This window comes from Pontibacter sp. Tf4 (genome assembly GCF_014212495.1).
In the GTDB taxonomy this organism is placed as follows: domain Bacteria; phylum Bacteroidota; class Bacteroidia; order Cytophagales; family Hymenobacteraceae; genus Pontibacter.
This window is the reverse complement of the sequence record NZ_JACKZC010000001.1, coordinates 24,209-36,991: the sequence shown is the minus strand read 5'-3', so window position 1 is coordinate 36,991 and position 12,783 is coordinate 24,209. Positions and strand designations below refer to the sequence as shown.

The 12,783-nt window shown below is 47.6% G+C and carries 10 protein-coding genes; 7 read left to right on the top strand and 3 right to left on the bottom strand.

Annotated elements, in window-relative coordinates:
* Positions 1 to 65: 65 nt before the first annotated feature.
* Positions 66 to 1,451 (top strand): NAD(P)/FAD-dependent oxidoreductase, encoded by a 1,386-nt coding sequence (locus H7F15_RS00150; protein WP_185194933.1) that lies wholly within the window; start codon positions 66 to 68, stop codon positions 1,449 to 1,451.
* Positions 1,452 to 1,942: 491 nt separating this feature from the next.
* Here the strand turns inward: H7F15_RS00150 and H7F15_RS00145 are convergent, their stop codons facing one another.
* Both H7F15_RS00145 and H7F15_RS00140 read right to left on the bottom strand, forming a co-directional pair.
* Positions 1,943 to 2,470: a GNAT family N-acetyltransferase gene (locus H7F15_RS00145; protein WP_185194932.1), complete on the bottom strand. Its 528-nt coding sequence runs from the start codon at positions 2,468 to 2,470 to the stop codon at positions 1,943 to 1,945.
* 61 nt (positions 2,471 to 2,531) lie between these two features.
* A complete protein-coding gene (locus H7F15_RS00140; RefSeq protein WP_185194931.1) occupies positions 2,532 to 3,071 on the bottom strand; it encodes a 3-hydroxyanthranilate 3,4-dioxygenase in 540 nt (179 codons plus the stop codon).
* A gap of 122 nt (positions 3,072 to 3,193) precedes the next feature.
* Between H7F15_RS00140 and H7F15_RS00135 the strand changes: the two genes are divergently transcribed.
* The 5 genes from H7F15_RS00135 to H7F15_RS00115 all read left to right on the top strand — a co-directional run bounded on the left by H7F15_RS00135 (position 3,194) and on the right by H7F15_RS00115 (position 8,637).
* Complete coding sequence (locus tag H7F15_RS00135; protein ID WP_185194930.1) at positions 3,194 to 3,982, top strand: SDR family oxidoreductase; 789 nt, start codon at positions 3,194 to 3,196, stop codon at positions 3,980 to 3,982.
* Between the two features lie 32 nt (positions 3,983 to 4,014).
* A complete protein-coding gene (locus tag H7F15_RS00130; protein WP_185194929.1) occupies positions 4,015 to 4,410 on the top strand; it encodes a lysozyme inhibitor LprI family protein in 396 nt (131 codons plus the stop codon).
* A gap of 122 nt (positions 4,411 to 4,532) precedes the next feature.
* On the top strand, positions 4,533 to 5,978 hold the full coding sequence (locus H7F15_RS00125; RefSeq protein WP_185194928.1) for an aldehyde dehydrogenase: 1,446 nt from the start codon (positions 4,533 to 4,535) through the stop codon (positions 5,976 to 5,978).
* A 447-nt stretch (positions 5,979 to 6,425) separates the two neighbouring features.
* A complete protein-coding gene (locus H7F15_RS00120; protein WP_185194927.1) occupies positions 6,426 to 7,715 on the top strand; it encodes a chloride channel protein in 1,290 nt (429 codons plus the stop codon).
* A gap of 19 nt (positions 7,716 to 7,734) precedes the next feature.
* Positions 7,735 to 8,637 (top strand): RelA/SpoT domain-containing protein, encoded by a 903-nt coding sequence (locus H7F15_RS00115; RefSeq protein ID WP_185194926.1) that lies wholly within the window; start codon positions 7,735 to 7,737, stop codon positions 8,635 to 8,637.
* 63 nt (positions 8,638 to 8,700) lie between these two features.
* Here the strand turns inward: H7F15_RS00115 and H7F15_RS00110 are convergent, their stop codons facing one another.
* Positions 8,701 to 10,932 (bottom strand): S9 family peptidase, encoded by a 2,232-nt coding sequence (locus H7F15_RS00110; protein ID WP_185194925.1) that lies wholly within the window; start codon positions 10,930 to 10,932, stop codon positions 8,701 to 8,703.
* Between the two features lie 318 nt (positions 10,933 to 11,250).
* On the opposite strand from H7F15_RS00110, the gene H7F15_RS00105 reads away from it, so the two are divergent.
* On the top strand, positions 11,251 to 12,777 hold the full coding sequence (locus tag H7F15_RS00105) for a hypothetical protein (protein WP_185194924.1): 1,527 nt from the start codon (positions 11,251 to 11,253) through the stop codon (positions 12,775 to 12,777).
* The last annotated feature ends 6 nt before the right edge of the window (positions 12,778 to 12,783 follow it).

Below are 12,783 nucleotides of genomic sequence, written 5' to 3'. Positions count from 1 at the left end.
TTGTGAAAAACAAAAGGAAACTGTTATTTTACAGAAACAGAAGTATAGTGCTTATACTATAACCTATGACTGAGAAGAAGAACATCGCCATTATGGGGGCCGGTTTGGTTGGCTCGCTGCTATCGTTATACCTGGCCAAACGCGGCTATAAGATAGATTTGTACGAGCGCAGACCTGATATGCGGGTTACCACGCTGGATGGCGGCCGTTCTATAAACCTTGCCCTGAGCGACCGCGGCTGGCGTGCCCTGCGTGGCCTTGGCCTGGAAGAAGAAGTGCGGCAGGTAGCAATACCGATGTACGGACGCATGATGCACAGCGAAAACGGCGAGTTAACTTTTCAGCCATACGGCAAGGAAGGGCAGGCGATTTACTCTGTTTCCAGGGCCGGGCTGAACATGGCGCTGATGAACGTGTCGGAGCCAAACCCGGACATTACCTACCACTTTAACCGCCAGGTGCAGGACGTAAACCTGAAAACCAGCGAAGTAAGCCTGCTGAACCACGATGCCGGCATCACCGAAACAATAAAACCAGACCTTATTTTCGGGGCAGATGGCGCTTTCTCGATGGTGCGGGGTGCCCTGCAGAAAACAGAGCGCTTTAACTACCAGCAAAGCTACCTGGAGTACGGTTACAAAGAACTAACCATTCCGGCTACTGCCGGCGGTGGCTGGGTACTGGAGAAAAATGCCTTGCACATCTGGCCACGTGGTAACTATATGATGATCGCGCTGCCAAACACCGATGGTTCTTTTACCTGTACCCTGTTCTTCCCGTACGAAGGCGAGCGTTCTTTTGCAGCCATCAAAACCGACACCGATCTGCTTAACTTTTTCCTGGAAGTGTTCCCGGATGCGGTGCCCCTGATGCCCGATCTGGCCCAGGACTATTTCTGTAACCCAACCGGTACGCTGGTAACTATAAAATGCTTCCCGTGGAGCTACGAGGATAAGGTGCTGCTGATTGGAGATGCCTGCCATGCGGTAGTGCCGTTTTATGGGCAGGGCATGAACGCCGGCTTCGAGGATATAACCGTACTGGACCAGATGCTGGACACCTTTGATGGCGACTGGAAAGGGTTATTTAAAGCCTTTGAGCAAAGCCGCAAACCCAACGCCGACGCCATCGCCGACTTGGCCGTGATGAACTTCATCGAAATGCGCGACAAAGTAGCCGACCCACGTTTCCTGCTTCGCAAAAAAATAGAAGGCAAAATAAGCCAGCAATACCCGGATAAATGGATACCGCTTTACTCCATGGTAACCTTTACTGATCTGCCTTACTCTTATGCTCTGGAAACCGGCCGCCAGCAGGACAAGATCATGAAAAAGGTGATGAAGCATATCCAAACCATAGAAGACTACAACAAACCCGAAGTACAACAACTGATTGAGGAAGAGATCATCCACAAGGAAAAACTGAAAGCCTATCAAAATCAGGAGGTTTAATTATTGATTGCTGGTTATTAATTGTTTGGTTTATAGTTAGAGGGGAGACCCATTTTGCTTGCGAGGTCTGCAACTATAGTAGCAGAAGAAAAGTCCCCCTTAGAAGGGGGCAGGGGGATGACTAACAGTAACTATAGAACAATAGCCGGCGCGATTGTTTGTCCCTGCCGGGCCAGCTGGATTACAAATCCAGCTTTATAAGTAGGTCACGGATCACAGATCCGCGCCAGCAGCCACAACTATGAAACTATAGCATCCAACTATAGCAATAGCAGAAATTCCCCTCTTGAGAGGGGTTAGGGGTGTGTAATTTCGTAACTATAGAACTATAGCCTAAACTATAGTAAAAGCCCTAATCCTGAAAATCCTTTAATCCTGCAAATCCTGATTCAGACAAACTATAGCCACCAACTATAGCAACAATCCAATCCTGAAAATCCCTGAATCCTTAAAACCCCTGGAGTAGGGGCCTGGTTTAAAGATTCATACAATTAATCCGTCGCCAGTAAACTATAGTACGCCAGGTCTATAAACTTACCATGCTTTATTTCACGGTCACGCAGGCAGCCTTCGTAGGTAAAGCCCAGTTTCTGCAGCACCTTCGCCGATTGGTCGTTTCCGCCTTCCACTAAAGCTTCGATGCGGTGCAGGTTGAGGTTTGTAAAGCCATAGTTTAGAATAGCTTTTGCAGCTTCGGGAATGTAGCCTTTGCCCCAATGTTCGGGCAGCAGCCAAAACCCGATTTCGCCTTTACGGTGCTCGCGTTCTATGTTGTTCAGGCCACAGGCGCCAATTAACTCCGTTTCTCCTTTCAGCGAGAACACCCACCAGATGCCTGTCCCGGTGTCCGTGAGGTTTTGGTAGAACTGCATCTGTTCCTGCACGGCTTCAGGAGTATCATAATGCACTGCATAGTACTGCGTTACGCGTGTATCAGACAGGCCTTTCAGTATAAAATCAGCGTCGGTCAGCTGTACTGTCCGCAGTTGCAGCCGTTCGGTTTGCAGGGTAGCGTTCATGGTTTTAAACAGAGAAGCCCCCTGTGTGCCAGAGGGCTTCGTTATATATCAAAACTATAGTTTATTGTGCGGCTTCGGCAGGCTTTACGGGCGGTTGCAGCACTTCACCGCACTTATTGCAGGTACGTTTCTGCTCATCATCCCAGAAGTTGCCCATAATTACCGGCAGCTGTTTTACGATGTCGGTTACTTCGGTAAAGTCTTCGTGCAGTTTGTTGCCGCAGTTCTCACAGAACCACATAAAGCCATCTTTTTCGCCTTCGCGGCGGTAGCGTTCTATCACCAGGCCAACCGTGTTGGCAGGGCGTTGTGGCGAGTGTGGCACGCGTGGCGGCAGCAAAAATATCTCCCCTTCTTTTATCGGAATATCCACCGGCTTACCGTCTTCTATGATCTTCAGTACAATGTCGCCTTCTACCTGGTAAAAAAACTCTTCGCTCTCGTCGTAGTGGTAATCTTTGCGGGCATTGGGGCCACCAACTACCATTACAATAAAGTCGTCGTTGGCTTTATATACCTGCTGGTTGCCTACAGGTGGTTTCAGCAGATGGCGGTGTTCGTCTATCCACTGCTTAAAATTGAAAGGTCGTTGTATGGCCATAGTTTTACGGTGCTTGGTTGATACATGGAAGGTACGCAAAAGCTGGCAAAAATGGTAATGCAACTGTAAATGGCTTGTACTATAGCGATGCAAGTTTACCTCCTTTTGCGTACATTTAACCTATGAACCTGAACCTACAGAACAAACGCGCCATCGTTTGCGGCAGCACGCAAGGCATTGGCAAAGCCATAGCCGTAGAACTGGCCCTATTGGGAGCCAACGTAACCTTGGCCGCCCGCAACGAAGACAAACTACAAACTGCCCTGCAGGACCTGGACGTAAGCCAGGGGCAGCAACACGACTATATCGTAGCTGATTTCTCGGACCCGTATAACCTGAACATACAGGTACAGGCTTACCTGGAGCAGCAGCCAACCGTACACATACTGGTAAACAACACCGGCGGACCGGCAGGCGGGCCAATTACTGAAGCTATTTCGGATGAGTTTGTAGCGGCCTTTAACCAGCACCTGATCGCAAACCACCTACTGGCCAAAGCCGTGATTCCGGGCATGAAAGCCGCCAACTATGGCCGCATCATCAACATCATCAGCACGTCGGTAAAGCAGCCGTTGCATGGTTTGGGCGTATCTAATACCATACGCGGGGCAGTTGCCAGCTGGGCTAAAACTATGGCAAATGAGCTGGGGCAATTCGGAATAACCGTAAACAATGTATTACCCGGCGCAACCCGTACCAGCCGCCTGGAATCCATCATCGAGAACAAAGCCAAGAAAACCACAACCGAAGTAGAAACTATAGAAGCTGACATGATGAAGGAAATACCAGCCCGCCGCTTCGCCGAACCCGAAGAAGTTGCCGCCGCCGCTGCTTTTTTAGCGACTCCTGCAGCTGCTTACATCAATGGTATAAATGTGCCGGTTGATGGTGGCAGAACGGGGTGTTTGTAGTTGTTGAATATCTGTATTAAAATATAAGATTAATGAAAGCTCTTATTACAATAGTTTTTGTGCTGTTTACAGCTTACTCTTTTGGACAGACCCAGGCAGAAATGAACGAGGAAGCTTATGCTTCCTACCAAAAAGCTGACAAAGAGCTGAATGAGGTATATAAAAAGATACTCGTGGACTACAAGTCGGATGCTGTTTTCATCAACAATTTAAGAGAATCCCAAAGAATATGGATAACTTTTAGAGATGCAGAACTTAACATGAAGTATCCAAAGAGGGAGGTTGGTTATTATGGTTCAATTCATCCAATTTGCCGTGCAAGCTATCTTGAGGAGCTAACCAGAGAGAGAACAGAACAGCTTCGTAAGTGGTTGGCTGGCGTTGAAGAAGAAGATGCGTGCACAGGTTCAGTCAGGTTAAAAAAATAGATTAATTATTAAGCCACGCCACCTTATAGTTGTGCTTAACTATTAACGATACCACCCTTCTAATCTCTAAAATCATAGCCCATTCATAATTCATAATTTCTAATTCATAATTGCGTAGCACCGTGCAGCATATACATAACTATATAAACGGCCAGTTGGTAATGCCTGTGGCGGGGCAGTACATCGACAACTATAACCCAGCGCTTGGCGAAGTATACTCGCTTATTCCTGACTCGGATGAGCAGGACGTGGAGCAGGCGGTGCAGGCAGCACTGGCAGCTTTCCCGACATGGTCTAAGACGCCAGCCGAAAAGCGCGGGCAAATTATGATGCGCATTGCCGACCTGATAGATCAGAACCAGGACCGCCTGGCCGAAGCTGAATCTGTAGACAATGGTAAACCGCTGAAACTGGCAAAGTCGGTGGATATACCGCGGGCAAGCAGTAACATGCGTTTTTATGGTACAGCCATTCAGCATTTCGCTTCCGAAGCGCATTACATGGAAGGCACCGATGCTATCAACTATACCGTGCGCCATCCGCATGGCGTAGTGGGCTGTATCTCTCCCTGGAACCTGCCTTTGTATCTGTTTACCTGGAAAATAGCCCCAGCCCTTGCTGCCGGAAACTGTGTAGTTGCCAAACCATCGGAAGTAACACCCATGACGGCCTTTCTGCTGTCGGAGATCTGTATAGAAGCCGGGCTGCCGGCTGGTGTGTTGAACATTGTGCATGGCTACGGGCATAAAGTGGGTGCTGCTATGACGGCCCATCCCAAGGTTCCGGTCATCTCCTTTACAGGCGGCACTGCTACCGGGCGAACTATAGCGGCCACGGCGGCTCCTATGTTTAAGAAACTATCGCTTGAACTTGGTGGCAAAAACCCAAACATCATCTTTGCTGATTGTGATTTCAATAACGCGCTGCACACTACTATACACTCATCGTTTGCCAACCAGGGACAGATCTGCCTGTGTGGTTCCCGCATATTTATAGAACGACCGCTGTACGAGAAATTCCGGGATGCTTTTGTGGAAAAAGTAAAAGCCATGACGGTAGGCGACCCAATGGAAGATGGTACAAAACTGGGGGCTGTAGTTTCGGAGCAACACATGCAGAAGGTGCTTTCTTACATTGAGCTGGCCAAGCAGGAAGGCGGAAATATACTTACCGGCGGGCACCAGGTAGAGGTAGAAGGACGCTGCGCGAATGGCTGGTTTATAGCACCAACTATAGTTGAGGGATTGCCTTATAACTGCCGCACCAACACCGAAGAGATCTTTGGCCCTGTGGTTACACTCACGCCTTTCGACTCGGAAGAAGAAGTTATCCGATATGCCAACTGCACCGACTACGGCCTGTCTGCTACCATCTGGACAAGTAATTTACAGAAGGCACACCGCGTAGCACACCAGGTACATTCCGGCATCATCTGGATCAACACCTGGCTCTTACGTGACTTGCGCACGCCTTTTGGCGGCATGAAGAATTCCGGTGTTGGCCGCGAAGGTGGTTTTGAGGCGTTGCGTTTCTTTACTGAGCCGCAGAATGTTTGTGTGAAGCTGTAGGTAGATATTTGGTATCCATGGCGCGAGCGTCTTCGCTCGTGACGAACTATAGTTGGGCCTCTGGCCCAGTTGAGTTACAAACTCAACATCATAAAAAGGCACGGGTTGCAAACCCGCGCCAGCAATATATCCAGCAAGATACTTACATTACTTTTCTTCCGCTCTTTCGGACTTCTCAGTCCGAAAGCACTCTGCCGGGGATTTCCTAATCCCCGTTATACATGCCGCAAGTTTAGCGAAGCGCAACTTGTGGCTTTGCATGGGGCCAGTTTGTAACTGGCGTATTCCAGAACCAGACTAACGGCAGTTACAAACTGGCCCCATAGTTAACCACCAGTTACCGCTGCGCTCAAACTGGCGGTATGATTTTACGCTCATTTACGGCTATTTACCCATATATTGCCCTTCAACTTTACCCTCGCTTAAATTTCTCCGTACCTTTGCGGCATGAGGTATAAAAAAGCAAAACGGTTCATCTTGTTACGGGACCGGCTAAACTACCCGCTTCGGTTTAACCCGTTCGTGTTTAGCAAATTGTTCTTTCTGTGGGTGGCAGTAGGCGTTATCGGTGGTGTAATTGCCGGCTCTTACTGGATCGTACTCGAGCAACTATTGCATTTCCTGTCCCGGTTTCAGGGGCTTTTGGTTATACCTTTAATGGCTACTGCTGGCTTGCTGGCCGGTCTTATCATCCACAAACTCGGCGACCCCGGCGAGATGGACCTGATCGTGAACAACATTCGTTTTAAAGGCGGCAAGCTGGAACCGAAGAATAACCCATCTATGATCCTGTCGTCGTTGCTGTGTATTGCGAGTGGCGGTAGTGCAGGTCCGGAAGCACCGCTGGTGCAGGTTACCGGCTCTACCGGCTCCTGGATCGCGCGTAAGCTTAAGTTTAAAGGCGAAGACCTGCGCTCGCTAACTATAGCCGGTATGGCATCGGGGTTTACGGCCCTGTTTGGTGCGCCGCTGGGTGGTAGTTTGTTTGCCCTCGAAATTCTGCATCACCGCCACGTAGTGGAATATTACCAGGCACTTATTCCGGCATTTGTGGCCAGCTGCTCCAGTTTCGTTATTTTTATCCTGATCACGCACATCGGCATCGGACCAACCTGGAATTTTCCGGTTTACACTACGCCGCAGCTCAACGACTTCTTTTATGCCATGTTGTATGCGCTGGCCGGTACGGCAGTGGGCTGGCTGTTTATTTTTGTCGTGCGCCAGAGCAAATCGCTTTTCAGCCTGGTAAAAATGCCCATTTATGTACGCATGGCGATAGGTGGTTTGCTGGTAGGAACTATAGCCTATTACATGCCGCTTACCCGCTACTTCAGCCACGACGAAATATCGGTGCTGCTGCAGGAACAGTTTACAGTTGAGTTTCTGCTGACCCTGCTTATTGCCAAGATATTTGCCATTGCTTTTACGGTTACTTCGGGCTGGCGTGGTGGCTTTATCATTCCGCTGTTCTTTGTAGGTGCTACTACCGGGCTTATTATCAACGCTGTTTTCCCGGGGCAAAATCTGCCGCTTATACTGGTAAGTTGTATGGCGGCTATCAATGCCTGCGTTACGCGCACGCCTATCAGCACTATTATTCTGCTGTCTACTTTAACGGGCTTCCACCAGTTCATCCCGATCATGTTTGCCAGCTTAACAGGTTTTTTCCTGGCACCTAAAACGCCGCTTATTAATGCACAGCTTGGTGTAAAAAGCAAGGAGCACCTGGCAGAATAAAGCTGTAGTTGCTGCTTTTATGCGTTGTAAGCGTACTATAGGTAGAAGAACAGGCTTACACAGTACCATGTCGGAGGCAGCAACTATAGTTACGCGGGCAACTATACTTTCGGAGTTAAACGAGAGCACAGAAAGCCTGCACACGAAGGGGTTAGATGCTGATACGCTGGCTGCTATTTACAACGATTATAGTAGCCGCTTGCCGGCATTGACCGGGATTGCGGAGCAGGTGGTACAAACATTGCGGAAAGCGGAAGGTGTACATGCCCTGACGCATCGCCTGAAAGACCCGCTGCATTTGCTGCAAAAGATCATCCGGAAGAAAAAAGAATACCCCAGCCGCGACCTGCACCCTGGCAATTACCTGGACTATATAAATGATTTGATCGGGATACGGGTTCTGCACCTTTATAAAGCCGACTGGCAGACGATTGGCAACTACATTGAGCAGGTTTGGCCGCTAAAGCGCCAGCCCTATGCCTACATCCCTGAGCACTCCGCAGCAGCTATAGTGCAGCTTTATAAGAACAGCAATTGTAAACTGGTGTACCATCCGGCCGGTTATCAGGCAGTACATTATGTGATCGCTACCCAGCCCGGAAAGCAGCGCTATTACGCCGAGATACAGCTCCGCACATTGCTGGAAGAAGCCTGGAGTGAGATAGACCACCGTTTCCGTTACCCTGATCACGAACACAGCGCCCTTACAGATGCTCTACTGCGCATACTCCATTCCTTTACTACCAACGCCGACGAGACAATTACGCAGATCAAAGCTTTGGCCGATGAACTGAATGCATCAACATCCACCTCCCAGTCCAGAACTAAAACAGTAGCGCAGCTGCGGAAATATATCAGCACACTACGCATCCCTGAAACAGAAAAGCAGCAACTGTACCGCAGCATCGATAAAATCTTATAGTTCCTGGCAAAACAAAAGGCCCACCATTGCTGGCAGGCCTTTTATCATTGTAACTATAGTTTGTTACTGGTTTACTTGCTTCTGGTTGATCAGCTTGCGCTCCAGGAAGTCAGTCATCATCTTGAAGCGGTGCAGCGACGTGATGCCACCACCTACGCCGTGGTTACGGTTCGGGTAGTAGAAGCTCTCGAATTGCTTATTGGCGCTGATCAAAGCATCCTGCATCGCTACCGCGTTCTGGAAGTGTACGTTATCGTCGCCGGTACCGTGTATCAGCAACAGCTCGCCCTGTAGTTTATCAGCAAAGAACAGCGGTGAGTTATCATCGTAGCCAGCAGCATTTTCCTGTGGTGTTTTCAGGAAGCGCTCGGTATAGATGGTGTCATAGTATCTCCAGTTTGTAACAGGCGCTACCGATATACCGGCTGCAAACACGCCGTTGCTTTTGGTCAGGCCCAGCAGTGTCATGTAACCACCAAAACTATGGCCCCAGATACCGATACGGTTCTTATCAACATAGCTCTGGTTGCCCAGCCACTTGGCTGCTTCAATCTGGTCTTCGATCTCGTACTTACCTAAGTTGGCGTACGTTACTTTCTTAAACTCAGCGCCGCGGGCACCAGTACCACGGTTATCCACGCTTACTATAATCATGCCTTTGCTGGCCAGCACCTGGTACCACAGGTAGTTGTTACCGCCCCAGCTGTTGGTTACTGTCTGCGAGCCCGGGCCACCGTACACAAACATCAGCACCGGGTACTTCTTGTTCGGGTCAAAATCAGTTGGCTTGATCATCCAGCCATTCAGCTGCGTGCCGTCAGCTGTCTTCATGGTAAAGAACTCCTGCTTGGCGATATCGAACTGGTCCAGTGTGTTTTTCAGCTTGGCGTTGTCTTCCAGCATTTTTATCTGCTTGCCATCTTTGGCAGTGTGCAGCGCTACTGTTGGTACTTCGTTGGCAGCTGAGTTATAGTCCAGGAAGTATTTAAAGTCGTTGCTCAGGTTTACGCGGTGTGTACCAGTTTTGTCAGTCAGGCGCTTTTTGTTTTTGCCTTTGCTGCTGATGCTGTACAGGTGGCGCTCCAGCGGCGACACTTCGGTAGACATATAGTACAGGCGGTCGTTTTTCTCGTCGTAGCCTTCGTAGCTGCTTACTTCCCAGTTGCCGTTCGTGATCTGGCGCACCAGTTTCCCGTTCATGTTGTACAGGTACAGGTGGTTAAAGCCTTTCACTTCTGAACTATGGATAAAGTGCTTGCCATCTTTCAGGTAGGTCAGGTCGTCAGTAATATCAATGTAAGCTTTATCTGTTTCTTTCAGTACCACATCGGCTTTACCGGTTGTAGCGTTGGCGTGCAGAATCTCCAGGGTATTCTGCAGGCGGTTCATTTTCTGGATTGACAGCAGGTTCGGGTTGTTGGTCCACTTAATGCGCGGGATGTAGATATCCTTCTCGTTGCCGGTATCCATTTTAGTGGTTTTGCCATTGGCCACATCATACACCGATACCGTTACGATAGAGTTGGCCTCGCCTGGTTTCGGATATTTGAATTTGTAGTCCTGCGGGTATAGTTCGCCCCACATCTGCATGTTAAACTCCGGTACGTTGGTCTCATCAAAAGTGTAAAAGGCGATCTTCTTGCCATCCGGCGACCAGTGAAAACCCTGTGCAAACGAGAATTCTTCTTCATACACCCAATCCGCGTAACCGTTGATGATGGAGTTGTATTTGCCATCGGTCGTGATCTGGGTTTCCTTCATGTTGCTCAGGTCGGTCACGAACATGTTGCCTTCGCGGGCAAACGCTACACGCTTGGCATCCGGCGAGAAAGTGGCATACATTTGCTTGCCGCCGTTGCTCAGCTTGGTCAGTTTTTTAGACGCGATGTCGTAGATGTAGAACTCAGCTTTGGAAGAACGGCGGTAGATCTGCTCGGTTTCGGTAGAGAACAACACTTTCTGCTCGTCAGAAGAGAAGGTATAGTTATCGAACTTTATCGGTGTGTTGCTGCCGGCTGGCTTCAGGTTTTCGCCTTCAATGATAGTGCTTACCGGTTTGCCGGTAGTTACATCGTACTTTACAATGTCATTCACCTTGTTCTGCTCGTCGGCTATGGTAGAGCTATAGTACTGGCCATCTTTCATCCAGTTTACTCCCCACACCGATTGCGAGCGGAAGGTACCTTTGCGGTAGATGTCTTCCAGGGTTACATCTTTTTTCTGCTGCGCCTGCGCCACAAAAGCGAAGCAAAGCAACATAGCAGCCAAAAGGTTAGTTCTGAGTTTGATATGCATGCGATCAGTTTAATTTAGTTTAGCTCCCCTAATTTAATTGAATATTATGGTTCTGCCATAGTTTGCAGCCAAAACCATACCTGTGTCTGTGTAAAGTGTAAAACAGCCTGTGTAAAAGCAAAAAGCGCAAGGCTTTTAATGTTACTTTTAAGGCTTTAAGAAATGTCTCTATATTGTTTAAAGCATGTTTTTATCAAAGTTATGCTCAATATCGCACTATTTTTGATGTTACTTTTCATGTGAAATCTTCCTTTTAGGCATTGCTTATTGAATATAGGTTTGTTTCTATATTTATAATTAAACCCTGAAGATTCACAAATGAAACAAACAAACCTTTTATGGCTCTGCCTGGCACTATTGCTGTTTTCCTGTAGTAAAGATGCAGAAAACATAGCTCCTGCAGCCCAAGATAATTCGCTTATTAGTAATGCTATGGAGCATTTTAATACAAGTGTTTTAACAGGTACTGCCGTAGAAGCGCAGACACAAAGCGCCAACAGTAACAACTATAGGCATAATATCATCAAAAATGCGGAATGGTCTAATGCTAAAACAGTGCAACTCTCGATTGGGGAAGCAGTGCAGGTACCATTGAGTTTCTCAAAAGAACTATATGCCCAGGTTAAAAATAGCCCGAATAAATTAGCATTAAGCTCGTTATCATATTTGCTAATGTACCGCAATACGCGCGGGTGGCAGACAGAAGTTGTTCATCGCCTGCCAGATGCAGCGTACCTTGCAAATACAGCTATCAATAAATCATTTACTGGTATGGTTTTAGTTGAAAACTGGCAGGGGAACTTTATTCGCGGTTACAGTTATGATGGTAATGGAACCGTGAAAAAACTTTTAGCTCCCCGTGTAAAAGGTTCTTCATCTGAAACGCAAGTGATGTATGAAATGCCTTCATATGAGTGTAATAAAGAAATTGACTGGTATACCTGCAGCAGTTGGGAGTGTCATTATTCATATACAGAAACTATCTGCTCCTGGACCGGTGGAGAAAGCGGTGGCGGTGATTATAGTGGTGGTAGCAACGACGATGGAGGTGGACACCATGATGGAGATTATGGCGATGGCAACGATAGTGGTTACCCAAGCAGTGATGATTACAGCGATGCCCCACTGGAACCTCGTAAAGTAGAGGTTGCAGTTATACCACATACAACTATAACATATAACCCAATAGCAAGTTGTATTTATGGTAAGTTAGGTCCGGGGAATCATGCTTATGACAAGTTTTTAGTAGAGTTTCAAGAGGATTCAGAATATACTGTAATATTCAAACTTCAGGATAACTTAACTGATTATAGAGGGTATCCAGCAAATGGCACTACAAACTATACTATTGGGAGTACCAGTATAACCATATTAATTAATAGTTCCCGCTTAGACAGGCCATCATGGGAGGTAGCGGGCACTTTTGTACATGAAATGGCTCACGCATATTTAGCTCAAAAGCTGGTTTCTATTGGTGGGCCTGGTAATCTAAAACAGTATGCAGAAAATACCAATTTTACAGATCTATTTGACTATTATTCTAAATACGTCAAGATTATAGATAACAAACACGTATACTCACCAGAGGAAAATAGTAGTGCTCAGCATAATTTAATGGCAGATAAGCTGATTACTGATATAGCTATCGGTATTCGCGACTATGTGGAAGCCAATACACCTGAGATAAAGAACCACTCAGAAATTACGTTAGAACAGTATAAAGCTGTAGCTTGGAACGGGCTAAGAGAAACAGGTGCATATACAAGTTTGAGTACAGAAGAACAGACAGAAATTGGAATAAACACTACCATACTGCAATCTTTTACAGTAGATAGGTGCATATAAACGAAA